We start from the raw sequence: 23,739 nt of genomic DNA, 5'->3' as shown, positions 1-23,739 counted from the left end.
GCATGCTACGTCCCGCGCGCGCCGGACGCCACCCGGCTGCGCGCGGACGGAGCGGCGCCCGATCGGTCGGCGCCGCCCCCCGCGCGCGGGATCCCAGCCGGCAGGCGCGGCAGGCTGCCGCGCCACTTACGGTCCTTCCCGGCAGTTCCGCGGAACAGGAGGCGCCACATGCTGGGGAATCGTCACTTCACGGCCATGCTGCCGGTCACCGACATCACCCGGGCACGCCGGTTCTACGAGGAGAAGCTCGGGCTGCACGCGACCCGCACCCTGGAGAACGGAGACGTCGTGTTCGAGGGGGACGGCGGTGAGTTCGCGCTGTATCCGCGCGAGACCCCGCCGCAGTCCGACCACACCGCGATGAGCTGGGAGGTGCCGGACGTGCCCGCCGAGGTGAAGGACCTGCGGGCGCGCGGCGTGAGCTTCGAGGAGTACCCCGCCCTGAAGACCAAGGACGGCATCGCGGAGGTCGGGAAGGAGACCTGCGCCTGGTTCAAGGACCCGGACGGCAACATCCTCTGCATCCACCACCAGGCGTGAGCTCGATCCGAGGCGCTGCGCGCCCGGCCCGGGAAGGCCGCGCGGCGCCTCCCTCCCACCGCTAGGGCCTCCCGCGGGCGCGGCGCCATCGGCCCGCGCGTACCGGTGCGCAGCTGGGACGTCATCGTCGTCGGCGGAGGCCACAACGGCCTCGTCCTCGCGGCCTATCTCGCCCGCGCGGGCGAGCGCGTCCTCGTGCTCGAGGCGCGCGACCGCGTCGGGGGCGCGTGCACCACCGAGGAGACGTGGCCCGGGTTCAAGGTCTCCACCGCCGCGTACGTGGTGAGCCTCTTCCGCCCGGAGATCGTCCGCGACCTCGAGCTCGCGCGCCACGGCTACCGGGTGCTGCGCCGCGATCCCTCCTCGTTCACGCCGCTCCCCGACGGCCGCTCGCTGCTCCTCGGGCCGGACCTCGCCGGGAACCAGCGAGAGGTCGCGAGGTTCTCGGCGCGCGACGCGGCGCGGCTCCCTGCCTACGAGGCGCAGCTCGAGCGGATCGCCCGCGCCATCGAGCCGGCGCTCCTCGAGACGCCGCCCGATCCGTTCTCACGCCGCCCGCGCGAGCTCTTGCGCCTCGCGCGCATGGGCGCGCGCCTGTTGCGCCTCGGCAGGGAGGACGGCCCGGCGGCGATGGAGATCCTCGCCGGCGCGGCCCGCGACGTCCTCGACCGCTGGTTCGAGTCCGACGCGCTCAAGGCCACGCTCGCGACCGACGCCATCATCGGCGCCTGGGCCTCGCCCTCCACCCCGGGCACCGCCTACGTCCTCTTCCACCACGTGATGGGCGAGGTGGACGGCGCCCGGGGCGTCTGGGGCTACGTGCGCGGCGGCATGGGCGCGCTGTCCGAGGCCATCGCCGCCGCGGCGCGAGCGTCCGGCGCCGAGATCCGCACCGGCGCGCGCGTCGAGCGGATCCTCGTCCGGGAGGGCGCCGCCCGCGGGGTCGCGCTCGGGGACGGGACGGAGCTCCTCGCCCGCCGCGTCGCCTCGAACGCGGACGCGACCCGCACGCTCCTCGGCCTCGTCGGCGAGGCGCACCTCCCGCCCGCGGTGGCGGAGCGGGCGCGGCGCATCGACTACGCGAGCGGCTCCGTGAAGATCAACGTCGCGCTGTCGGCGCTGCCCCGCTTCAGCGCGCGGCCGGGGGGTGGCGGCGGCGAGCCGGGGCCGGAGCACCGCGGCACGATCCACGTCGCGCCTTCGATGGACTACCTCGAGCGCGCCTTCGACGACGCGCGCGCGGGGCTGCCCTCGCGCGCCCCGGTGCTCGAGTGCACCCTCCCCTCCGCGGTGGACGACACCGTGGCGCCCGCCGGCAAGCACCTCATGTCCATGTTCGTGCAGTACGCGCCCTACCGGCTCGCGAGCGGGGGCTGGGAGGAGGAGCGCGAGCGCTTCGCGGACCGCTGCTTCGCGGCGCTGGAGGAGTACGCGCCCGGGTTCACGGCGTCGGTCCTCGCGCGCGAGGTGCTCGCGCCGCCCGACCTCGAGCGCCGCTTCGGACTCACCGGCGGGAACATCTTCCAGGGGGCGATGACGCTCCCGCAGCTCTTCTCGATGCGGCCCTTGCCCGGCTTCGCCGACTACCGCACGCCGATCGCGAACCTGTATCTGTGCGGCGCGGCCACACACCCGGGCGGCGGGATCATGGGGGCCTGCGGCTACAACGCAGCGCGGGAGATGCTGCGCGACCGGCGCCGCGGGTGGCGGCGGAGCTGAGCGGTCAGGGCGCGCGCGCCGCGAGGTTGCGCCGGACGGCCGGCCTGGACGAGACGCGCTCGGCCCAGCGCGCGAGGCGCGGGAGGCCGAGCGCCGCCGGGGAGAGCTCCGGGCGGCGCAGCGCAAAGGGCGCGAGCGCGATGTCGGCGAGGCCGAAGGCGCCGAGCAGGTACCCATCCTGCGGCGTCTCGCGCTCGACGAGCTCCAGCGCGGCCCGGGCCGCCCGCTCGGCCTCGGGCCTCGCCTCCGGTCCACCCTTCGCGAGCTTCCCGATCGCCGCCGCGAGCGGAGCGACTCGATCGAAGAGGAGCCGCGTCCGCGCCCGGCCGAGCGCGTCGCGCGGGAGGAGCGGGACCTCGCCGCCGTGGCGCTCCTCGAGGTACTGCGCGATGACGAGCGAGTCGGGGATCACCGCGTCGCCGTCCACCAGGATCGGCACCCCGCCGAGCGGCGGGTTCATCGCGAACACCTCGGTAGGCTTCCTCGCGAGATCCATCTCGCGCGACTCCCACGCGAGCCCCATCTCGTCGAGCTGGATGCGAGTGCGCTGGCAGTAGGGGCAGGCCCACGCGTGCCACAGGGTGAGCATGTCGTCTCCGTCCTCCGTTCCGAGAATCTAGCGGGCGACGGCGCATCCCGCCGCCGCCCGCCGCGCGGAGCTGCGGACGCCTCGCGGGCCGGGCTCCGGGACGGAGCTTCACGCGGGCGGCGGCGGCAGCCCGCGCGCGCTGCGGACGTGCAGCTCGTCGATCTCGAGCCGGCCGATCCGCGCGTGGCTCACGGCGAGCTTGCGGATCGCGAGCGCGCCGACGGCGACGCTCCCGACCGCGAGCGCGCCGAGGGCGGCGGCGCCGACCGCGATCGCGAAGGTCGTCTTCGCGAGGCGAGCGGATGAAGACCTCGCCCGGAAGAGCGCACGCCCCTGAGACCTCCTCGCACGCTTGCCCCCCGCTCGTTCCGCCATGCCGTCCTCCGACCGTCGTGATCGCAGCATGGGCCTCGCGCCCGGGGCCGGCTCGGCTGGCCGGCCGGGTGCGCGGCGCGGCGCCGCGCTTCACGCAGCGACGAGCCGCGTAGACTCTACCGAGGACCCCACAACCCGGGGCGGTAGCCGGAGTCACAGGAGGATGCCATGCGGGGGATCGCGCTCGATCGCGCCCGCGAGTTCCTGGCCCAGAAGCGCATCGCCGTGGTCGGGATCTCGCGCGACGAGAAGGACTTCAGCCGGCAGGTGCTGCGCGCGCTCGTGAAGGCGGGCTACGAGGTCGTGCCGGTGAACCCCGCCCTCGACGTGGCCGAGGGAAAGGCCTGCTTCCCCCACGTCCAGGACGTGAAGCCGCCGGTGAACGCGGCGCTCCTCCTCACCCCGCCCACCCAGACCGAGGAGGTCGTGCGCGACTGCGCCCGCGCGGGCGTGCGCTACGTCTGGATGCACCGGGGGATGGGCGTCGGCGCCGCGAGCGCGGAGGCGGTCCGCTACTGCGACGCGCACGGGATCTCGGTCGTGACCGATCTCTGTCCGTTCATGGTGCTCCCGGAGACCGGGTTCCCGCACGCCCTGCACGCGTGGGCTCGCACGCGGTTCGGGAAGGCGCGCCTCGAGCACGCCTGACCCCGTCACGGACCGCGGTCGCCGCCGGCCGCCGCCTGCGCCGCGGCGCGCCGGGCGCGGGCGAGCCCCTCGGCGCGCCGGCGGATCCCGAGGAGCTGCGCCCGGACCATCATGAGCTCCTGCGGCTCGATCATCGCGACGAGCGCGGTGCTGCGGAGACCCGGCGGCGCCGCGCCGCGGACGCGCAGCACGAGCCGGGTGGTCTCCGCGTCGACGGGGTAGATCCCCCACGCCTGCGTGACGAGCGCCTCGCCGTGCTCGATGCGCAGGACGAGCGAGCGCTCCCGCTCGACGGCGTGCACGGGCCACCCGGGCGTGCCGCCGATGGGCACGACGTCGCCGGGCTTCAGGTCCTGCCACTCCGGGTGCACCCGCTCCTCGCTGGGCGCGTCCAGGACGCCGAGCGCGCGATCGAGCAGGTCGAGGCTGTAGAGGCCGCCGCGCCCGTTGCCCATCTGCGCGAGCCACGGCCAGATCTCCTCCGGCCGCGCGCGGACGGTGATGGCGCGCGTGGACCGGTAGCGCGGCCTCGAGACGAGCTCGTCGCCCGGCATCGGGCGGGCGATCTCCTCGTCGGTCGCGCCCCAGCGGCGGAGCCAGGGGCGGACGAACGCCGCCCAGCCCGCCACGGCCGCGGCCGGCAGCGCCACGAAGAGCCCGGCCCGCTTCAGCGTCGTTCGTGCGTCCATGTCCCCCCGGTATCGCGCTCTCGCGCGCCCCGCTCGCCCCGGGCGCGACCGCGGCGATCCCGGCAGCCGCTCGCCCACCCGCCCCCACCCCGAGCGATCGCGCGTTGCCCCGGCTTCCGCGGCCGGGTATACCATTCGCGGCCGTTTCGTTCGTACCGCGCCCGAAGCCTGTCCGCCGGGAGATCCCGGCCCGCGCGGTCCTCCCGTTCAGCCGGCCTCACTTCAAGACGCGCGCCGCGAATCGCCGCGCGCCTCCCACGAGGAGCACCCTCTGTCGACGTCGAAGTCCTTCGCTGATCTGAAGCTGTCGCGCGAGGCGCTCACCGCGCTCGCGCACGCCGGGTTCGAGCACCCGACCCCCATCCAGGCCGAGGCCATCCCGCCGGCGCTCGCCGGCCGGGACGTCATCGGCACGGCCGCCACCGGCACCGGCAAGACCGCCGCCTTCCTCCTCCCCATCATCGAGCGGCTCGCCGGCAAGCCGGCCGGGACGCGGGCGCTCGTGCTCGCGCCCACCCGCGAGCTCGCCGTGCAGATCGGCGAGGAGCTCGAGCGCTTCGGCCGGGGCCGCCGCGTGCGCGGCGCGGTGATCATCGGCGGCGTGGGCATGGGCGCCCAGGCCGAGGCGTTCCGGGAGCGGCGCGAGATCGTCATCGCGACGCCCGGGCGGCTCGTCGACCATCTCGAGCAGGGCAACGCCAAGCTCGACGCGATCGAGGTGCTCGTCCTCGACGAGGCCGACCGGATGCTCGACATGGGCTTCAAGCCCCAGCTCGACCGGATCCTGCGGCGGCTCCCGAAGCAGCGCCAGACGCTGCTCTTCTCCGCGACCACGGCGGGCGAGGTGGCCGACTTCGCGCGCGCGCACCTCAAGGATCCGGTCCACGTCGAGGTGGCGCGCAGCGGCACCACCGCGGCGCGCGCCGAGCAGCAGGTGTTCCTCGCGGGGCAGCACGAGAAGCTCCCGCTCCTCCTCACGCTGCTCGAGCGCGACGGCGACTCGACGCTCGTGTTCACCCGCACGAAGCGGCGCGCCGACAAGATCTGGAAGCACATCGGGCGCGCCGGCCACAAGGTCGCGCGCATCCACGCCGACCGCTCGCAGGCGCAGCGGCGGATGGCGCTCGACGGCTTCAAGGACGGGACCTACCGCGTGCTCGTCGCGACCGACATCGCCGCGCGCGGCATCGACGTGGCCGAGATCGGCCACGTCGTGAACTTCGACCTGCCGCACGTGCCCGAGGACTACGTGCACCGCATCGGCCGCACCGCGCGAGCGGCCGCGAGCGGCAGGGCCTCGAGCTTCTCCGCCCCGGAGGAGCGCGATCTCCTCCACGCGATCGAGCGGCTCACGCGCGCGGTGCTCCCGCGCGCCGAGGTGCCGCGCGACGCGGAGATCTTCCAGGTCGAGCTCGCCCGCGCTGCGTCCGCCCAGAAGGACCCGGGCCCCGCGCAGCCGCGCCACCGCCCGCAGCAGGCGAAGCCCGCCCGCGCCCGCGTGCGCGGTGACGGCCGCGCGCAGCGGTCGGGCGCCTCCCGGTCGCAGCACGGAGGCGGCGCGAGCGCGACCGACGCGGGCTCCGGCTCCGGCGGGAAGTCGCGCCTCGTGGGGTCGTGGAGCGTCGGGCGCAGCGGCCAGAAGCGGCGCCGCTGAGCGACGGCTCGCGAGGATCTGCCGCCTGGCGAACGGGTTCCCCGGCGCGGGCCGCTCCCGCCGCCGGCGCGCCGCTCGCCCTTGAAAGGACGGCCGCGCCCGTGCTTCAGTCCCCTTCATGCTCAAGCACAACGCGTACTTCGACGGTGGCGTCCAGAGCGTCGGGTTCGAGCGGAACGGGCGGCGCCACACGGTCGGCGTCGTGGACGCGGGCGAGTTCCACTTCGGGACGGACGCCGCGGAGCGGATGACGGTCGTGTCCGGCGAGCTGTGGGCGAAGCTCCCGGGGGACGCGACCTTCCGCCCGTTCCCCGCCGGGACGACGTTCGAGGTCCCGGCGAAGAGCGGCTTCGACGTGAAGGCGCTGGCGCCGGCCGCGTACCTCTGCGAGTTCCTGTAGGGCGCCGACCTTCTCGCAGCGTCACATCCCGCTCGCGGGCGTCTCTCGTTCCAGGACCACCCTCCTCGACGAGGTGCCCGTGCCCGCGTCCACCCGCGCCGCCCTGCTGCTCCCGCTCCTCGCCGCCCTCGCCTGCCGCACCGGCGGCGCGCCGCCCGCGCGCGACGGGGCGCGGCCGGCGCCGGAGCCGGGCGCCGACGATCCCGGCCGCCTCTACCTCCGCGCGTGGACGCAGAGCGGCCGAGGCGATCCCGACGGCGCGCTCGAGACGCTCCGCGCGCTCTACGCGCGCGGCTGGGACATCCCCCTCGACGCGCGGGACTTCGCCGGGCTCGCCGGCCGCGACGCGTTCCGCGACCTCGCGGCGCGGATCGCCGCCCGCGCGCCGGCGACGGACCACGCAGGCGTGGCGTTCACGCTGCAGGAGCGCGGCCTCGTCGCGGAGGGGATCGCGGTCGATCCGCGCGACGGGACGCTCTACGTGGGGAGCATCCGGCTGCGGAAGATCGTCCGCATCGCCCCGGGAGGCGCGGCGACCGACGCGGTCCCGGCCCAGGCTGGCGGGCTCGGGCGCGTGCTCGGGGTGAAGGTCGATCCCCGGCGCGGGCTCCTGTGGGCCGTGGCGAACCGTGGCGACGCGGCGGATGGCGCCGCGAAGACCGGCTCGCGCTCGGGCGTGTACGCGTTCGACCTCGCGAGCGGCGCGACGAGGCGCAGCGTCACCCTGGACGGAGAGGGGCACCTGCTGAACGACCTCGCCGTCGCCGAGGACGGCACGGTGCTCGTCACCGACAGCGAGGCCGGCGCGGTGTACCGGCTCGACCCGGGCGCGACGGCCCTCGCGCCGGTGGTCCCTCCGGGCACGTTCACCTACGCGAACGGGATCGCCTTCGCGGAGGCGCGGCTGCTCGTGGCGGACGCGTTCGGGCTGTGGGACGTGCCGGTCGCGGGCGGCGCGCCCCGGCGGCTGGCCGGACCGACGGGCTTCCCGCTGGGCGGGATCGACGGGCTGTCCGCCCAGGGGCGGACCCTCGTCGCGATCCAGAACGGGCTCGGCGCACCGCGGATCGTGCGGCTCGAGCTCGCGCCGGGCGCCGAGCGCGTCGTCCGCGCCGGGGTCGTCGAGGCCGGGAACGCGCGCTGGCACACGCCCACGACCGGGGCCCTCGACCGAGGCGCCTTCCACTACATCGGCAACAGCCACGTCGACGCGTGGAAGGAGGCCGAGCTCGATCCCGCCGGGATGGAGGAGACGCGCATCCACCGGCTCCAGATCCGGATCTGACGCGAGGCCCCGGTGAGCTCGCCTCGCTCCTAGACCGGCTCCGGGTCACGACCCGCCGCTCACTGCGTGGCGCGCGCCTCCCCCGCGCCGGCGCGCCCCGCCTTCCGGAAGCGGTTGAGATCGCGCACCGTCTCGAACGGCTCGCCGAACAGCGCCGAAAGGCTGCGGAGGATCGCGCGCACGACGCGCTGCTCGCACGCTCCATCGAACCGGATCTGGTCGTCGAGCCAGCGCTCCAGCCAGCCCGGATCGGGCAGGCGGCTCTGGACGGTGTCGTTCGGGAAGAGGGAGCGGTTCACGTGCAGGTTCGTCGGGTGGAGCGGCTTGCCGCCCCGCCCGCCGCTCGCCATGAGGACGCCGATCTTCGCGAACGCCGCGCGCGCCGTGTCGCCGTGTCGCTCGAGCGCGCGGCGCATGTACTTGAGGTACGCGCCGGCGTGGCGCGCCTCGTCCTCGGACACGAGGCCGTAGACGTGGCGGATCACCGGCTCCTCGTGCCACTCCGCGGCCCGCCGGTACCACTGCGTGAGCCGCACCTCGCCGCAGAAGTGCAGCATGAGGGTCTCGAGCGGCGGCGCCGGATCGAACTCGAAGCGCACGGCGTGGAGCTCGTCCTCCGTGGGGAGGAGGTCCGGCCGGAAGCGCCGCAGGTACTCCATGAGCACGAGGGCGTGCTTCTGCTCCTCGTAGAACCAGATGGACATGAACGCCGAGAAGTCGCTGTCGTCGCGGTTGTCGCGGAGGAACATCTCCGTCGCGGGCAGCGCCGACCACTCGGTGATGGCGTTCTGCTTCACCGTGAGCGCCTGCTCGCCGGTGAGCTTCGCCGGGTCGAAGCGATCCCAGGGCACGTCGTCGGCCAGGCTCCAGCGGGCGCGCTCCATCGAGCGGAACAGATCGGCGTAGAGGGGCATCGCGGCTCCGTGGTCCCGAGGAGCCGGGGAGATAAGGGCGCCGTGTCTCCGGCATGTCACCGCCGCCCGAAACGTTCGCTTGCGCCGCCGCGAGCAGGCCCCCGTCCGCGAGAGCGCAGGCGCGTGGCACGGCGCGATCAGGGGAGCTCGAGCTCGGCGACCACCCCGACGTGATCCGACGGCCAGCGCCCGCCCTCGAAGCTCGCGGCGTCCGCGCCGGCGAGCGCCGCGGACCGCGCGGTGAAGCCACGCTGCAGCACGAGGTCCACCCGCTGGGTCACGCCGGCCGCCGGGTCGGTGAGCGAGTCTCGGCAGCAGGTGAGGCCCGCTCCCTCGCCGGCCTCCCACGCGTCGCGGAGCCCCGAAGTGCCGTTCACGAGGAGCTCGTACGCGTCGTCGCCCGGCGCCGAGTTCATGTCCCCCACCACGATCACGGGGAGGTCGGTCCCGGCGAGCGTCACGAGCTCCGCGGCCTGGCCCGCCGACACCGCCTCCACCGTCTCGAGGTGCGTGCAGAGGAAGCGGAAGCGCCGCCCGTCGAGCTCGACGTCGACGCTCGTCCACGCGCGCGGTACGCCGAACGAGCCGCCGCCGGGGAGCGGCACGGGGAGCGGCAGCCGCGTCGCGTAGAGACCGCCGCGAGGGTTCGAGACGGCGAGCCCATCGCGCGCGAGCACCGCGACGCGATCGGCGAAGCGGTAGGAGCCGCGCGCGCCCGGCAGCGTCGGCTCCGCCGACGCCTGCAGGGACACGAGCGAGTACGCCGCGCCGCGCGCGCGCAGCTCCGCGAGGACGAGCCCCACGAGGTCGTACTCGATCGTGGCGGAGCCGTCGCGCAGCTCCGCGCGCCACAGCGCCGCCTCCTGCAGGCCGACGAGATCCGGCCGCGCGGAGGCGATCTCGGCGGCGACCTTCCGCATCCGCGCGGGCGGATCGCTCGCCACCACCCCCGCCCACAGCGCGTCGAAGGCGGCGGGGAGGTTCCCCGTCTCCGAGAGGACCCGATCGAACGCGCCCCCGTGGAGGACGTTCCAGGTCATTCCCTTCACGGGGATCGGCCCGGCCGGAGCCCCGGATCGGGTGCCGTCGCGCCCCCCGCAGGACGTCACCGCGAGCGCGACCGCGAGCGATAGAGCCTTCGTGCACGAGCGGATGCGCATGGCGCCTCCCGATGATTGACGGCCCTGCCCCCGTCTGCTTTAAGCCACCGCCGATGCGCGCCGAGGTCGAGGCGATCCTGGCCCTGATCCGCGAGCGATCCGGGGTCGACTTCCAGCACCACCGCCCCCACTTCGTGGAGCGGCGACTCCGCCAGCGCATGGCCAGCGCGGGGGTGCACCACGCCGGCGACTACCTCGCGCTCATCGCCGAGGACCCCGCGGAGGTGTTCCGGGCGGTCGAGCGGCTCACGATCAAGGTGAGCCGCTTCTTCCGGGACGCACGCGCCGCGGAGGTGGCGTGCGCCGCTGCCCGCGGGGCCGCGCCCGGCTCGCCGCGGGCTCCGGGCCTGGAGCGCCGGCTGCGCCCGGGGCGAGGAGGCGTACACGCTCGCGCTCCTGCTCGGGGCGGACACGACCGCGCCGGAGATCCTCGCCACCGACGTCGACCCGCTCGCGCTCTCGTCGGCTGCGGAGGGAAAGTACCTCGCGAGCGCGCTCGCTGACGTCCCACCGGCCTTTCACGCTGCGTTCGAGCCCGCCCCGCCGAGCCCGCCGGCGGGCCCTCCCGGAGCGCTCTCCCCGTGCTCCCCGCGCCGCGAGCCCCCGCGGCGCGTCCGGCTGCGGGCGGGCATCCGCCGGCGCGTGCGCTTCGCGCGCCACGACGTGTGCGGCGACGCTCCGCCCGCGGGCGCGCCGTTCGATCTGGTCGCGTGCCGGAACGTGCTCATCTACTTCCAGCCGGAGCTGCAGGAGCGGGTGTTCCACGCGCTCCTCGCCGCGGTCCGGCCGGGCGGCGTCCTCTGGCTCGGGGAGGCGGAGTGGCCCTGCGCGTCCGTGCTGGCCGAGCTCGAGGTGCTGGACCCCGCGGCCCGCGTCTTCCGCAGAAGGAGGTCCGCGTGACTCGACTCGACCTCGGCATCGGCGCGCGGCTCGCGCTGGGCTTCGGCGTCGTCCTCGCGATCGTGGTGGTCACCCTCGGCTCGACGTTCGCCTGGTACCACCAGCTCGAGCGGCTGCAGCGTCACCAGGCGGAAGGGATGGAGCTCTCCCGCGGCGCTGCGGCGCTGGAGGTGGCGGTGCTGGACCGGGCCGTCGCGACGCGACGGTTCGCGATCACGCGCTCCGTCGAGCACTTCGACGCCGCGGCGGCGGCGGCGCAGGAGGCCCGGCGCGCCCTCTCGGAGCTCGAGCGCCGCGGGGCCGTCCCCGGCCGCGGGGCCGAGGACGCGGCGGTGCTGCTCGAGTCCTTCCTCGTCTCGGGCGATCGGTTCCTGGAGCGCGTGAAGGACGGCGCGGACGCGACCGCGCTCCTGCAGCCGGAGGCGGAGATGACCACGCGCCGCGACCGGCTCGCGGCGGCGGTGAAGCGCCTCGAGGGGACGATCGAGGCGGAGCTTCGACGCGCGAGCGCGTCGGCCTCGGCGGCGCGAGAGGCGCTCGTGCTCCGCACGATCCTCGCGGCGGTGCTGGCGCTCCTCGCCGCGGCCTCCGTCGCGACGCTCACGACGCGCGCCGTGCGCACCCCGGCGACCGAGCTCGTGAGCGCCGCCCGCGCCCTCGCCGACGCCGACCACGGGCCGGCCCTCGCGCTCGCGCCGCCGGCTCCGGCGGCGCCGGGCCCGAGGCCGGCCGTCCGCGACGAGCTGCGCGAGCTCGCCCGCACGTTCGCGTCGGCGGCGGCGGCGCTGAAGGAGCGCGAGCGGCGGCTCTCGTCGGACGCCCGGCTGTCGCGCGCGCTCGCCGCCACGATCGAGCCGGAGTCCATCGCGCGCGACGCGCTCTCGGAGGTGGTCGGGTACGCGGGCGCCGAGCTCGGCGCCGTCTACCTCGCGGACGCGGGCGCGCTCCGTCCCATCGCGACGTTCGCGCTGCCCGCGGAGGCCGCGGGGCGGGGCGAGGGACTCCCGGCCCAGGTGGTCGTGAGCGGGACGACGCTGCGCGTGAACGCCATCCCGGCGGAGACGCCGTTCCGCGTGCGCTTCGGCTTCGACGAGGTGCCCCCGCGCTCGCTCGTCGCGACGCCGCTCCCGTTCCAGGGGCGGACGATGGGCGTCCTCCTCGTGGGCAGCGTCCGCGAGCTCGGCGACCCGGCGGCGGAGTTCGTCGAGGCCGCCGCCCCGCGGCTGGCGATCGCCCTCCAGAGCGCGCTCGCCCACCGCCGCGCCGTCCACCTCGCCGCCGAGCTGCAGGACCGGAACGAGCGGCTGCAGGCGCAGAACGAGGAGATCCAGTCCCAGAGCGAGGAGCTCCAGGCGCAGAGCGAGGAGCTGCAGGCCCAGAGCGAGGAGATCCAGGCGCAGAACGAGGAGCTGCTCGCCCAGAACGAGGAGCTGAACCGGAGCGGAGCGGAGCTGCGCCGGGGCCGGGAGGAGCTCGCCCGCGTGGATCAGCTCAAGGACGAGTTCCTCGCCGCGCTCTCGCACGAGCTCAGGAACCCGCTCGCCTCGATCTCCGCGGCCGTGCAGCAGCTCGACTGCGCCGACGCGGAGCGCGGCGGCAAGCGGCGCGCCACCATCGCCCACCAGACGCGGCGCCTCGCGCGCATCGTCGACGACCTGCTCGACGTCACCCGCATCAACAAGAACAAGCTCGAGCTGCGCCGGGCGCCGGTGGACGCGGCGCGCATCGTGGCCGACGCCGTCGACGCGGCTGCGCACGCGTTCGCGGGAGCGGGCGTGGAGCTCGTCGCGACCACGGGCGAGCCGGTCCCGGTGCACGCCGACGCCGCGCGGCTCGAGCAGGTCGTCGAGAACCTCCTCTCCAACGCGCAGAAGTTCACGCCCCCGGGAGGCCGCGTCCAGGTCTCGGTCGAGCGGGAGGGGACCGACGCCGTGATCCGCGTCCGCGACGACGGCATCGGGATGCCTCCGGACGTCCGCGCGCGCGTGTTCGATCTCTTCTTCCAGGGCGCGCGCGCGGCCGGGCGGCACCAGAACGGCCTCGGCGTGGGGCTCTCCCTCGTGAAGCGCATCGTGGAGATGCACGGCGGGACGGTGACCTGCGCGAGCGAGCCCGGGGCGGGGACGGAGTTCACGGTCCGGCTACCCGCGGCACCGCCGGGGACGGAGGTGACCGCGGCGCCGGTGCGGCCCGGGCGTCAGGACGCGAGGCCGCTGCGCGTGCTCGTCGTCGAGGACAACGACGACTTCGCGTTCCTGCTCGAGGACGCGCTCACGGGGTGGGGCCACGCGGTCACCCTCGTGCACCGCGGCGAGGAGGGGCTCGCGCTCGCGGCCGCGGGCGGCTACGACGTCATCCTGCTCGACGTCGGGCTCCCGGACCTCGACGGCTACGAGGTGGCGCGTCGGATCCGGCAGGCGGCCCCCGCGCCGCGCGCGCCCATCGTGGCGATGACCGGGTACGGCCGGCCTGAGGACGCCGCGCGGGCCGCGGAGGCCGGCTTCGACGTGCACCTCGTGAAGCCGGTCGATCTCGACCGGGTCGAGGCGCTGCTCGCGGAGCTCGGCGCGCGCGGCGCCAGCCTCGCAAGAGGCTGAACGCGGCCGCGCCGCCGTTCATCGCCGGCCGCCGCTCGCCTCCACCCAGCGCACGACGCCGTCCAGCGAGCGGAAGTCCGCCACCGAGCGGGCGCGCGCGCCGGGGATGGCCTCGGCGGCCATCCGCGCGAGGGCGTTGCCCGGCCCGAGCTCGAGGAACACCGAGCAGCCCAGCTCGGCGGCGGTCGCGAGGCAGCGGCCCCATTCGACGCGCCGCGCGAGCTGCACGGAGAGGGCCGCCACGGCCGCGGTCCGGGTCCGCGCCGGCGCGCCGGTGACGCCCGCCAGGACGGGCGTGGGGGGATCGCGAAGCCCGGAGCGCCCGAGCGCGTCCGCGAAGGGCTCGACCGCCGCGTCGAGGAGGTGCGTGTGGGCGGGGACGCCCACGGGGAGCCGCTGGACGGTCGTGGCCCCCAGGGCGCGCGCGCGCACCTCGAGGAGCGCGAGCGGACCGGCGGCGCCGCCGACGACGCAGTGATCCGGCCCGATCGCGATGGCGAGCTCCGCGCCGACCTCCCCGGCGAGCGCCTCGGCCCGGGCGAGCGCGATCCCGCGGAGCGCCAGGAGCCCGCTGCCGGCGGGGGCGGCGGCGTCCATGAGCGCCGCCCGGCGCGCGGCGAGCGTCACGGTGTCCCCTGGGGAGAGCGCGCCCGCGCAGCCGTAGGCCGCGAGCTCCCCGAGGCTGTAGCCTGCGAACACGCGCGCCGGGGGCAGCGCCTCGCGGAGCGCCGCCCAGGTCGCGAGCTCGGCGGCGCACAGGAGCGGCTGCGCGAGCGCGTTCGCGAACAGGTCGGGGCCGCCGCGCCGCGCGCGCTCCACCGGATCGTCGCCGAGCGCCGCGCGCGCCGCGGCGAGGACCTCGGCGCCGCGCGGGCTCGCGAGCGCGAGATCGAACATGGCCGGGTGCTGGCCCCCCTGCCCCGGACAGAGCACCGCGAGGCCGGCCGTCCCCGTCATCCCGCGCCCCCGGCGGGCGAGGGGTCGAGCGCGCCGAGCCGCTCGACGAACAGCGCGGCGGCGAGCAGGTCGGCGCTGCCGCCGGGCGAGAGGTCCCGCCCGACGAACGCCCGGTGCAGCGCGCGCGCGTGCTCTCGCCAGCCGCTGCGGTGCACGCCGCCCCGGGCGAGGAAGAGCTGCGCGGCCGCGCGTGCGAAGGTGAGGCCGGCCGCACCGCCGCGGTAGAGGAGGTTCGTGTCGGGGAGGACCGCGATCGCGGAGAGCAGGCACTGGACGGCCGCGGCCTCGCGAGAGGCCCCGCGGAGCAGGCTCGCGCGGAGGGCCGGCAGCGCCACGTCGAACAGGTGCGGGAACCCGGCCGCCGCCTCCGCGCGCGCGCCGCCGACGCCGTGGCGGCGTCCGGCGATCGCGCCGTGGCTCGCCACCGGCGCCGGCAGCTCGCGCAGGATCGCCGCCCCGTAGCCGCGGCGCACGGCGTCCCGGAGGGCGGCGGGCCCGAAGGGCGCGCGCGCGGCCGCGAGGCGCCCCGCCGCCGCGGTCAGGAGGCCGAGCGAGAAGATCGCGCCGCGGTGGGTGTTCACGCCGCCGGTCGCGTGGAGCATGCGCGCCTCCGCGTCGAGCGCGAGCGGGCGCAGGGCGGCGAGCGAGGCCCCCTCCGTCCCGGCGCGCGCGACCGCGTGGAAGTAGCCGCGCAGGGCCGCGATGCTCGCGCGGAAGGTCCGCGCGTCCATGTCCCGGTGCGCGCCGCGGTCCCGCGGCGTGACGAGGCCCGGCTTGGGCTCGGCCTCGAGCTCCTCGTGCAGCGCCGCGACGGCCGCCTCGCCGATCGCGTGCGCGACGCTCGCGGTGGGGGGACGCTTCACCGGGAGGCTCGCGGAGGCGGTCGTCACGGCCACGGCTCCTCCCCCGCGAGCGGCCCGAGGAGCGCCCGCGCCGGCTCGAGCGCCACCGCCGTCCCGGACTTCACGAGGACCCGCGCGGCCCCCGCGGCGAGCTCCCGCCACGAGACGCCTCGCCCGCCGGGGAGCAGGACCTCTCCGTCCAGCCGCGGGATCCCGTCGCCGCGGGCGCGGAGGAGCGCCAGCGCACCGCGGAGCTCGCCCGCGGAGCGGGGCTCGACGAGCAGGTCCACGTCGGAGCGCTCCGTCACGTAGGCCCGCCCGGAGAGGTGCTGCCACGCGAGCGAACCGTACACGCGCAGGACGAGCCCCGCGTCGCGCGCTGCGTGGTCGAGCGCTCCGAGCCGCTCCCGCCACGCCGGCGGCGCGCTCCCGGCGGCCTCCCGGAGGGTCGCCGGCGCCCCGATCCGCTCCACGGCCCTCGGCTCCACGGCGAGCGCCACCCGCCGCTTCTCGCCCGCCGCGGAGGACGGCAGCGCCACCGCGAGCGGGATCGCGTCGCCGCAGGAGCCGTCGCGCCGGCACGCGACGGCGGGGAGCCGGCGGCCGAACCAGTCCCCGAGGGCGTCCAGCGCGGACGGCGCCACCGCCCCGCGCAGCGCCTCGCGCCACATGGGCCGGAGCCAGACCAGATCGTGGCGGGCCGGGAAGTCGCCCGAGACCGCGTCAGGGCTCATCGCCGTCCTCTCCGCTCACCCGCCGCGCCACCGCCGCCGCCAGGAGCCGCCCTCCTCGCTCGAGGCCGAGCTCCGCGCGGCGGTCCCGTCCGGCCGGACGGGAGAGCGCGGCCGCGAGCTGCTCCGAGAGCGGCGGCTCCCAGCGCGGCTCGATCGCGCCGAGCCGCACGAAGCGGTCGAGGCCCGGCGCGAGCACCGGCGAGCTTTGCGACAGCTCCTCCAGCCGCTCGAGCGGGAGCTTCGTCACGCGCGCCATCGCCGGCAGGCTCATCACCCACGGGTGCGCCCCCTCCACGGCGTGGACGGCGTCCGCCATGAAGCCGAGCGGCAGCACCCCGCCGCTCACCGCGTCGCCGCTCACCACGGCGACGATGGGGTGCCCGCGCCGCCGCGCGAGCTCGACGCAGGCGGCGAGGTGTCCGAGGTAGCCGTTGAGGCCGAGCACCTCGTCGCGCCGGCTCATCCGCTGGCCGCGGGTGTCCACCAGGACGACGATGGGCCGCCCCGGGTGCTCGCGCACGGTGCGGAGGACCTCTCCCGCGAGGGCGAGCGCCGCCTCGACGCCGACCTCCACCCCGCCCGCGGTACCGAGCACCGCGACTTCGCCGGCCGCGGTGTGCGCGGCGCCGACGACGATCCCGCCCTCCTCCCGGACGGCGTGCCCGGCGGGGAAGAGCGCGCCGACGAGGGCCCCGAGCGCGGGGGTCACGGCTCCTCCCCGCGCGCAGCGGCGACGGCGCGGCGGAACGCGTCCGCGTCGAGGAGCGGGAGGCGGTCCGGGTCCGGCACCGCGGCGGCGCGCCAGACGTCCGCCGCGTCCGTGCAGCCGCCGAAGTCCGCGAGCCGTCGCGCGAGGCGCTCGTGCTCGCGCGCGAGCGCGCCCTCGTCGAGCGACCGCGGGCTGGCGAGGAGCGCCGCGGCGGCGTCGCGGAAGGCGGCGAGGTCGTCCTCCACGAGGAGGTCCGCCTCGCCGAGCAGGTAGCGGTGCTTGCCGCCGTAGGTGCGCCACACGAGCGCGCGATCCGCGGCGTCGAGCTCCTCGACGCCCTTCGTCGCCTCGATCACGTCGGGCCCGGAGATCCCGAGCCTCCCCTCCTCGCTCATGGCGAGCGCGTCGCAGCAGCGCGCCACGATGCCCATCCCGCCGAAGCATCCCCAGCCGCCGCCGATGAGGCCGACGACCGGCACGCCGGCGGCGCGCGCGCCGAGCAGCGCGCGCATGATCTCGGAGACCGCCACGAGGCCCGCGTTCGCCTCCTGCAGCCGCACGCCGCCCGAGTCGAGCAGGAGGAGCACGCCCGCCGGGCGCTCCCGCTCGGCGCGGCGGAGGAGCCCGACGAGCTTCGCGCCGTGCACCTCGCCCACCGCGCCGCCCATGAACCCGCCCTCCTGGCTCGCGGCGAGGACCACCCGGCCGCCGAGGAGGCCGCGCCCGACCACGACGCCGTCGTCGAAGGCGACGGCGAGGCCGAGGCCGGCGAGGTGCGGGCTCGTCACGCGCTCGGAGGGGCCGAGGAGCTCGGTGAAGCTGCCGGGGTCGAGGATCCCCGCGAGCCTGCGCCGCGCCGTCGCCTCGCGATAGCTCCTCCGCGCGGGGAGGTGACCCGGGTTCCCCGGCGTCACGGCCGCTGCCCCAGGTACTCCTCGACCGCCTGGTCGAGGCGCAGGCTCACGACGGCGGGGGTCGCCCCCGCGTCGTTCACGGACAGCGCGAGCCCGGCGACCGCGTTCCGGGCCGCGAAGTCCCGCAGCACGGCGTCCCAGATCTCCGCGAACCCGTTCGCGGACGTGGCGACCTCGACGCGGCAGCGGCCCGCGAGGTCCCCCGGCTCGACGAGCACCTCGAGGTTCCCGGACGCGACGACGCCGACGACGACCGGCGGCGCGCGCGGCGCCGGCGGGCCCGCCGACTCGAGCTCGAACGCGAGGCGCTCCATCCCGTCCCTCCCCTCACCAGCTCCGGAACCGGGCGGGCGGCTCGTAGAGCCCGCCCGACCAGCGCACGAGGTCCTTCACGCTGCGCGCGGCGAGCAGATCGCGCGTCGCCTCGCGCTTGTCGATGCCGAGATCCTCCGCGCGGCGGATGACGCCCCGGCGGCGGAGCTCCTCGACGGCGCGCCGCGAGCGCGCGCGCCCGACCGGCGTGTAGCCGGCGACGCCGCGGATCGCCTCGGCGCGCTCCTCCGGCGTGCGGCACAGGAGCAGGTTCGCGATCCCCTCCTCCGTCACCACGTGCGTCACGTCGTCGCCGTGGATCATCACCGGCGGGAGCGCCATGCCCATCGTCTCGGCGAGCCTCCACGCGTCGAGCCGCTCCACGAACGCCGGCTCCATGTGCTCACGGAACGTCTCGAGGAGCTGCACCACGAGCTTCCGCCCCCGCGGCATGGCCGCCGGATCCGCCTGCGCCTCGCGGCCGGCGCGGAGCCAGGCCGCGCTGGCGTGGCGACGGCCGCGCGCGTCCGCGCCCATGTTCGGCGCCCCGCCGAACCCGGTGATCCGGCTCGTCGTGGCGGTGGAGCTGTTCCCGGCGAGGTCCAGCTGGAGGGTCGAGCCGATGAAGAGATCGCAGGCGTAGTGCCCGGCGGTCTGCGAGAAGGCCCGGTTCGAGCGCAGGCTCCCGTCGCGCCCGGTGAAGAACACGTCCGGCCGCGCCGCGACGTAGCGCTCCATGCCGAGCTCCGAGCCGAACGCGTGGATCGACTCGACGAACCCCGCCTCGATGGCGGGGATGAGGGTCGGGTGGGGGTTGAGCGCCCACTGCCGGCAGATCTTCCCGCGCAGCCCGAGCCGCTCCGCGTAGGTGGGCAGGATGAGCTCGATGGCCGCCGAGTCGAAGCCGATGCCGTGGTTGAGCCGCTCGACCCCGTACTCCGCGTAGATCCCCTTCACGACCATCATGGCCATGAGGACCTGGACCTCGCCGATCTGCGCCGGATCGCGCGTGAACAGCGGCTCGATCGCGCTCTTGGCCGGCGCGACCGTGACGAAGTCCACCCAGCCGGCGGGGATGTCGACGCGCGGGAGCCGCTCCACGCGCTCGTCCACCTGGGCGACGACGATCCCGTCCTTGAAGGCCGTCGCCTCGACGATGGCAGGCGTGTCCTCGGTGTTGGGGCCGGTGTAGAGGTTCCCCTCGCCATCGGCGGCGATGGCCGAGACGAGCGCGACGCGCGGCGTGAGGTCCACGAAGTAGCGGGCGTAGAGCTCGAGGTAGGTGTGGATGGCGCCGATCTCGATCCGCCCGGCGGCGACGAGCTGCGCGAGGCGCGTCCCCTGCGGCCCGGAGAAGGAGAAGTCCAGGCGGCGCGCGAGGCCGCGCTCGAAGAGCTCGACGTGCTCGGGGAGCGCGAGCACCGACATGACGAGGTGCAGATCGTGGACGCGGGCGGGATCGGCCCGCGCGAGGGCGCGCGCGAGGAAGTCGGCCTGCTTCTGGTTGTCGCCCTCCAGGCAGACGCGGTCGCCCGGCTCGAGGAGGGCCTCGAGGAGCGGCGTCACGCGCCCGGGATCGACCCAGCGTCCGCCGCCGACGGCGGCGCTCGCGCGCGCGAGCCGAGCGAGGCGGCTCCGCCGGGCGGTGTCCCAGACGCGCGTCACGGGGCCTCCCGGGCGCGCCGCCTCGGCCGGCCGCGGGGGCGGCGCGGCGGCTCGGTAGACGGCACGACGCTCGCCCGGGCGCTCGCGCCCGGCGAGCCCCGGGCGCTCGCCTTCGGCGCCCCCGCCGCGGCCGCGCGCGAGCGGCCCGGCCTCGCCATCGCGTCCTGCACCGCGAGCGCCGCGCGCTGCGCCATGAGGTGGGCGCGCATCACCCGCTCGGCCTCCTCCGCGTCGCCGCGCCGGAGCGCGCGCATGAGCTTGCGGTGCTCGGCGAGCGAGGCCTCGAGCCGGCCGGGCACGCGGAGCTGGCGGCCGTGCAGGAGCCGCAGGAACTGGCGCAGCTCGGAGACCATGCGCGACAGCCACGGGTTCGCGGCGAGGTCCTGCACCGCCTGGTGGAAGAGGTAGTTGAGCTCGTAGTACCTGCCCACGTCGTCCGCCGCGGCGCAGCGCTCGAGCCGCTCGTGGAGCGCCTCGAGCCGGCGGACGTCCTCCGGTCCGGCCTTGCGGACCGCCTCCTGCGCGCACAGCCCCTCGAGCAGCGCCATGAGCGGGAAGATCTCGTCGAGGTCCCGCGGCGTCAGCTCGCCGGAGACGAACGACCCGCGGCGCGGCGTGAGGCGCACGAGCCCCTCCGCGTGCAGCACCTTCAGCGCCTCGCGCAGCGGCGTCCGGCTGATGCCGAAGCGCTCGACCAGGGCGCGCTCGTCGATCCACGTCCCCGGCTCGAGATCGCCGGCGTAGATGAGCTGCCGGAGCCGCTCGGCGACCTCCTCGTACAGCGCGCGTTGGGCGATGCGCGTCATCGGGTCGCTCTCCGCTCAGAGGCCGAGGTACGCCGTGCGGATCTCGGGGTTGGCGGAGAGCTCCGCGCTCGTCCCCTCGAGCCGCACGCGCCCGGTCTCGATCACGGTGCCGCGCTGCGCCACCTCGAGCGCCTTGCGCAGGTTCTGCTCGACGAGCAGGACGGTCATGCCCTGGGCGTGCAGGTCGGACACGGTCCGCATCACCTGGTCGACCAGGATCGGCGCGAGGCCGAGGGAGGGCTCGTCCAGCATGAGGAGGACGGGCTCTCCCATGAGCGCCCGCCCGATGGCGCACATCTGCTGCTCGCCCCCGGAGAGGCTGCCCGCGATCTGGCCGCTCCGCTCGGAGAGGCGCGGGAACATCGTGAACACCCGCTCCAGGTTGCGCGCCGCGTTCGCGCGCACGCGCGGGTGGTAGGCGCCGAGATCGAGGTTCTCCCGCACGGTCAGCTGGGCCCAGAGATCGCGGCCCTCGGGGACGAGGGCGATCCCGAGCTCCGCCCGGCCGGCGGCGGGGAGACCCACGAGCGACTTCCCGCGGAAGCGGATGTCCCCGGCGCGCGGGCGCCGGAGCCCGGAGACGGCGCGCAGCGTGGTGGTCTTGCCCGCGCCGTTCGAGCCGAGGAGCGTGACGATCTCGCCCTCGCGCACCTCGAGGCTGAGGCCGTACAGGACCTGGATGTCCCCGTAGAACACGTCGATCGCGTCGACGCTCAGGAGGGGCTCGCTCACGCGCTCACCTCGTGGCCCTTGCCGAGGTAGGCCTCGACGACGAGCGGATCGCGGACTACCTCGGCCGGCAGGCCCTCGGAGATCTTCTTGCCGTGGTCGAGCACGGCCACCCGGTCGGAGAGCGACATCACCGCCGGCATGACGTGCTCGATCATGATGACCGAGACCTTCCGCTCGTCGCGGATGCGCCGGATGAGCGCGGCGAGCTTCATCGCCTCGGCGGGGTTCACGCCGGCGATGACCTCGTCGAGCATGAGCACCCGGGGCACCGTGGCGAGGGCGCGCGCGAGCTCGAGCCGCTTGCGGCCCGAGAGGGTGAGCGCGCCGGGGAGCTGGCCGGCGCGGTCGGCCAGGCCGACGAACTCGACGATCTCCGCGGCGCGCTGGCGCGGCGTGCCCTCCGCGCGCCAGCTGCCGTGGATCGCGCCGACGGCGACGTTCTCGGCCACGGTGAGGTTCGGGAAGGGCCGCACGATCTGGTGCGTGCGGACGATCCCGGCGCGCACCACGCGGTGCGCGGCGTACCCCGAGACGCGCCAGCCCTGGAGCCGGACCTCGCCCGAGGTCGGCCGGATCGAGCCCGCGATGAGGCTGAAGAGCGTGGTCTTCCCGGCGCCGTTCGGGCCGATGACGCCGAGGATCTCGCCCTCGTTGAGCTCGAGCGTGACCTCGTCGACGGCCTTGAGGCCGCCGAAGCTCTTCGAGACCGCGTGGCAGCTGAGGAGCGGTGGCATGGGGTCGGTCAGGCGAGCGACTCGCGCGGCTCGCGGCGCGCGCGGCGCCGCACGGCGCGGGCGAGGCGCAGCGCGAGGCCGGTGAGCCCGAGCGGCTCGAAGAGGATGATGAAGATGAGGAGGAGCCCGTAGAGGCCCAGGTAGAGCTGCGGGTAGGAGGCGAGCAGGAACTGGCGCAGCAGCACGAACACGATCGCGCCGAGCACCGGTCCGAGGACCGTCCCCACCCCGCCGATCACCGACATGAGGACGAAGGCGATCGAGCGATCGAAGCCGAACATGTCGCCCGGCTCGATGAAGCTGAAGTACGCGGCGTAGAGCCCGCCGGTGATGCCCACCACCACCGCGGACAGCGCGAAGACGAGGTCCTGGTAGAAGGTCGCGTTGACCCCGACGTCTGCGGCGGCGTCCACGTCGGCCTTGATGGCGAGGAGCTGCAGCCCGAGCGTCGAGCGACGGATGAGGAACGACGCCGCCACGACCAGGGCCGCGAGCCCGAGCCCCCAGAAGTAGAGCCGGTCCTTCATCTCCACGTCGATGGGCAGCGAGAGGCCGGAGGAGCCGCCCGTGAAGTCCTCCCAGTAGGTGAACAGGAGCCGGGCCGCCTCGCCCACGCCGATGGTGGCGATCGAGAAGTACGGCCCGCGCAGCCGCAGCATCGGGTGCGCGCCGAGCGAGAAGATGCCCGCCGCGATCCCGCCCACCAGCCAGGCGAGCGGCGCCGGCGCGGGCGGCTCCATGATCATGAGGCGCGCCGCGACGAACCCGCCCACGCCGAACAGCGCCGCGTGGCCGAAGCTCACCTGCCCCACGAAGCCGCCCATCCAGTTCCAGGCGAGCGCGCCCGAGATCATCAGGAAGGCGAGCGTGACGAGGTTCTTCGAGTAGATGGAGAGGTCGAGCGCGGCGGGCGCGACGGCGAGCGCGGCGACGACGAGGACGAACGCCGCCAGCGCCCAGCGCGGCACGATCGGAGGCCAGGCGAACTTCATCCGAGCACCCGCTGGCCGAAGAGCCCGCCCGGCCGGAACACGAGGACGAGCACGAGCATGACGAAGCCGACCGCCGCCGTGAGGTAGGAGGGGAGCACGAGGATCGCGAACACCTCGACCACCGCGAGGACGAGGGCCGCGATCCCGGTCCCGAACACGCTGCCCAGGCCGCCGAGCACCACCACCACGAACGACTTGAGGAGCTCGCCGGACCCGAACCCGGGGTTGAACGAGAAGATCGTCGCGGAGAGGAGCCCCGCGAGCCCGGCGAGGGCCGTGCCGAGCCCGAAGGTGATCGTGTAGATGCGCTCCACGTCGATCCCCACGAGCGTGCAGCTGTCCGCGTTCTGCGCCACGGCGCGGATGGCGCGGCCGAGGTACGTCCGCTTGAGCAGGAGCTGCAGCGCCGCCGGGGTGACGACCGCGATCGCGAGCACCGCGAGGCGGTTCACCGAGACGTACGAGCCGAGGAGCGGGATCGCCCGCGTCGAGTAGGCCGTCCGGATGGTCTGGTCGTTCCCGCTGAAGAGCAGGTACGCCGCGTTGCGGAGGACGAGCCACACGCCGAAGAGGAGCAGGAGCGAGGCGGGCCCGCCCGCGGCGCCGCGCGGCAGGTGGCGCACGAGCACCCGGTAGGTGAGGACGCCGAGCAGGAACGTGACGCCCACGACGAGCGGGATGGCCAGGTAGGGGTCGAGCCCCAGCCACCCGTGGAGGATCCAGCCCAGGTAGGCGCCGGCCATGATGACCCCGCCATGGGCGAGGTTCACCACGCGGAGCACGCCGTAGATGAGGCCGAGCCCGTACGCCATGGTGGCGTAGAGCCCGGCGAGCAGCACCGCGGAGACGGCGAGGTCGACGAAGCGGTCCAC

25 protein-coding genes and 1 pseudogene are annotated in these 23,739 nt (G+C 75.8%); 9 read left to right on the top strand and 17 right to left on the bottom strand.

Annotated features, from left to right (window positions below):
* Positions 1-168: 168 nt before the first annotated feature.
* On the top strand, positions 169-540 hold the full coding sequence (locus MLV88_RS19145; protein WP_242340220.1) for a VOC family protein: 372 nt from the start codon (positions 169-171) through the stop codon (positions 538-540).
* Between the two features lie 105 nt (positions 541-645).
* Entirely contained in the window at positions 646-2,259 is a 1,614-nt protein-coding gene (locus MLV88_RS19140) for a phytoene desaturase family protein (RefSeq protein ID WP_242340219.1), read from the top strand.
* A 4-nt stretch (positions 2,260-2,263) separates the two neighbouring features.
* On the opposite strand, the gene MLV88_RS19135 is transcribed toward MLV88_RS19140, so the two are convergent.
* A complete protein-coding gene (locus tag MLV88_RS19135; RefSeq protein ID WP_242340218.1) occupies positions 2,264-2,848 on the bottom strand; it encodes a glutathione S-transferase family protein in 585 nt (194 codons plus the stop codon).
* A 108-nt stretch (positions 2,849-2,956) separates the two neighbouring features.
* Entirely contained in the window at positions 2,957-3,223 is a 267-nt protein-coding gene (locus MLV88_RS19130; protein ID WP_242340217.1) for a hypothetical protein, read from the bottom strand.
* A gap of 168 nt (positions 3,224-3,391) precedes the next feature.
* On the opposite strand from MLV88_RS19130, the gene MLV88_RS19125 reads away from it, so the two are divergent.
* A complete protein-coding gene (locus MLV88_RS19125; protein WP_242340216.1) occupies positions 3,392-3,871 on the top strand; it encodes a CoA-binding protein in 480 nt (159 codons plus the stop codon).
* A gap of 5 nt (positions 3,872-3,876) precedes the next feature.
* On the opposite strand, the gene MLV88_RS19120 is transcribed toward MLV88_RS19125, so the two are convergent.
* Positions 3,877-4,560, bottom strand: coding sequence for a hypothetical protein (locus tag MLV88_RS19120; RefSeq protein WP_242340215.1), 684 nt, complete (start codon positions 4,558-4,560; stop codon positions 3,877-3,879).
* Between MLV88_RS19120 and MLV88_RS19115 the strand changes: the two genes are divergently transcribed.
* The 3 genes from MLV88_RS19115 (at position 4,559) to MLV88_RS19105 (ending at position 7,899) form a co-directional block, all read left to right on the top strand.
* On the top strand, positions 4,559-6,214 hold the full coding sequence (locus MLV88_RS19115) for a DEAD/DEAH box helicase (RefSeq protein ID WP_242340214.1): 1,656 nt from the start codon (positions 4,559-4,561) through the stop codon (positions 6,212-6,214). The two genes, MLV88_RS19120 and MLV88_RS19115, sit on opposite strands and share 2 nt — an antisense overlap.
* A gap of 118 nt (positions 6,215-6,332) precedes the next feature.
* Entirely contained in the window at positions 6,333-6,614 is a 282-nt protein-coding gene (gene ppnP, locus MLV88_RS19110) for a pyrimidine/purine nucleoside phosphorylase (protein ID WP_242340213.1), read from the top strand.
* Positions 6,615-6,693: 79 nt separating this feature from the next.
* Positions 6,694-7,899 carry an SMP-30/gluconolactonase/LRE family protein gene (locus MLV88_RS19105; RefSeq protein ID WP_242340212.1) on the top strand — a complete coding sequence of 402 codons (1,206 nt, stop codon included), beginning with the start codon at positions 6,694-6,696 and terminating at the stop codon, positions 7,897-7,899.
* A gap of 59 nt (positions 7,900-7,958) precedes the next feature.
* Here the strand turns inward: MLV88_RS19105 and MLV88_RS19100 are convergent, their stop codons facing one another.
* Complete coding sequence (locus MLV88_RS19100; protein ID WP_242340211.1) at positions 7,959-8,813, bottom strand: ferritin family protein; 855 nt, start codon at positions 8,811-8,813, stop codon at positions 7,959-7,961.
* A 137-nt stretch (positions 8,814-8,950) separates the two neighbouring features.
* On the bottom strand, positions 8,951-9,853 hold the full coding sequence (locus MLV88_RS19095) for an endonuclease/exonuclease/phosphatase family protein (RefSeq protein ID WP_243338397.1): 903 nt from the start codon (positions 9,851-9,853) through the stop codon (positions 8,951-8,953).
* Between the two features lie 131 nt (positions 9,854-9,984).
* On the opposite strand from MLV88_RS19095, the pseudogene MLV88_RS19090 reads away from it, so the two are divergent.
* From MLV88_RS19090 to MLV88_RS19080, 3 genes and pseudogenes are all read left to right on the top strand, one after another.
* A pseudogene (locus tag MLV88_RS19090) lies at positions 9,985-10,179 on the top strand (hypothetical protein); the annotation flags it as partial.
* Between the two features lie 100 nt (positions 10,180-10,279).
* Positions 10,280-10,873: a CheR family methyltransferase gene (locus MLV88_RS19085; protein WP_242340233.1), complete on the top strand. Its 594-nt coding sequence runs from the start codon at positions 10,280-10,282 to the stop codon at positions 10,871-10,873.
* On the top strand, positions 10,870-13,470 hold the full coding sequence (locus tag MLV88_RS19080; protein ID WP_243338391.1) for a hybrid sensor histidine kinase/response regulator: 2,601 nt from the start codon (positions 10,870-10,872) through the stop codon (positions 13,468-13,470). Before MLV88_RS19085 ends, MLV88_RS19080 begins: the two co-directional genes overlap by 4 nt.
* 18 nt (positions 13,471-13,488) lie before the next feature.
* On the opposite strand, the gene MLV88_RS19075 is transcribed toward MLV88_RS19080, so the two are convergent.
* The 12 genes from MLV88_RS19075 to MLV88_RS19020 are packed head-to-tail and all read right to left on the bottom strand — an operon-like array spanning position 13,489 to position 23,739.
* A complete protein-coding gene (locus tag MLV88_RS19075; RefSeq protein ID WP_242341318.1) occupies positions 13,489-14,427 on the bottom strand; it encodes an ACP S-malonyltransferase in 939 nt (312 codons plus the stop codon).
* Positions 14,424-15,317: a triphosphoribosyl-dephospho-CoA synthase MdcB gene (mdcB, locus tag MLV88_RS19070; protein ID WP_242341317.1), complete on the bottom strand. Its 894-nt coding sequence runs from the start codon at positions 15,315-15,317 to the stop codon at positions 14,424-14,426. Before mdcB ends, MLV88_RS19075 begins: the two co-directional genes overlap by 4 nt.
* Entirely contained in the window at positions 15,314-16,003 is a 690-nt protein-coding gene (gene mdcG, locus MLV88_RS19065; protein WP_242341316.1) for a malonate decarboxylase holo-[acyl-carrier-protein] synthase, read from the bottom strand. The genes mdcB and mdcG overlap by 4 nt, the downstream gene beginning before the upstream one ends.
* Positions 15,993-16,712: a biotin-independent malonate decarboxylase subunit gamma gene (locus MLV88_RS19060; RefSeq protein WP_242341315.1), complete on the bottom strand. Its 720-nt coding sequence runs from the start codon at positions 16,710-16,712 to the stop codon at positions 15,993-15,995. Before MLV88_RS19060 ends, mdcG begins: the two co-directional genes overlap by 11 nt.
* Positions 16,709-17,626 carry a biotin-independent malonate decarboxylase subunit beta gene (locus MLV88_RS19055; protein WP_242341313.1) on the bottom strand — a complete coding sequence of 306 codons (918 nt, stop codon included), beginning with the start codon at positions 17,624-17,626 and terminating at the stop codon, positions 16,709-16,711. The genes MLV88_RS19060 and MLV88_RS19055 overlap by 4 nt, the downstream gene beginning before the upstream one ends.
* On the bottom strand, positions 17,623-17,940 hold the full coding sequence (gene mdcC / locus MLV88_RS19050) for a malonate decarboxylase acyl carrier protein (RefSeq protein ID WP_242341312.1): 318 nt from the start codon (positions 17,938-17,940) through the stop codon (positions 17,623-17,625). Before mdcC ends, MLV88_RS19055 begins: the two co-directional genes overlap by 4 nt.
* Positions 17,941-17,953: 13 nt before the next feature.
* Positions 17,954-19,603 carry a malonate decarboxylase subunit alpha gene (mdcA, locus tag MLV88_RS19045; protein ID WP_243338389.1) on the bottom strand — a complete coding sequence of 550 codons (1,650 nt, stop codon included), beginning with the start codon at positions 19,601-19,603 and terminating at the stop codon, positions 17,954-17,956.
* Entirely contained in the window at positions 19,600-20,409 is an 810-nt protein-coding gene (locus MLV88_RS19040; protein ID WP_243338388.1) for a GntR family transcriptional regulator, read from the bottom strand. The genes mdcA and MLV88_RS19040 overlap by 4 nt, the downstream gene beginning before the upstream one ends.
* A 15-nt stretch (positions 20,410-20,424) precedes the next feature.
* Positions 20,425-21,141 (bottom strand): ABC transporter ATP-binding protein, encoded by a 717-nt coding sequence (locus tag MLV88_RS19035; RefSeq protein ID WP_242341420.1) that lies wholly within the window; start codon positions 21,139-21,141, stop codon positions 20,425-20,427.
* A complete protein-coding gene (locus tag MLV88_RS19030; RefSeq protein WP_242341421.1) occupies positions 21,138-21,875 on the bottom strand; it encodes an ABC transporter ATP-binding protein in 738 nt (245 codons plus the stop codon). Before MLV88_RS19030 ends, MLV88_RS19035 begins: the two co-directional genes overlap by 4 nt.
* A gap of 8 nt (positions 21,876-21,883) precedes the next feature.
* Entirely contained in the window at positions 21,884-22,867 is a 984-nt protein-coding gene (locus tag MLV88_RS19025) for a branched-chain amino acid ABC transporter permease (RefSeq protein ID WP_242341422.1), read from the bottom strand.
* Positions 22,864-23,739: a branched-chain amino acid ABC transporter permease gene (locus MLV88_RS19020; protein ID WP_242341423.1), complete on the bottom strand. Its 876-nt coding sequence runs from the start codon at positions 23,737-23,739 to the stop codon at positions 22,864-22,866. The genes MLV88_RS19025 and MLV88_RS19020 overlap by 4 nt, the downstream gene beginning before the upstream one ends.

The sequence above is a fragment of the Anaeromyxobacter soli genome, from assembly GCF_022808855.1.
Classification (GTDB): Bacteria; Myxococcota; Myxococcia; order Myxococcales; family Anaeromyxobacteraceae; genus Anaeromyxobacter; species Anaeromyxobacter soli.
Note: the sequence above shows the minus strand (reverse complement) of the source record. Positions and strands in the feature narration are given on the sequence as shown.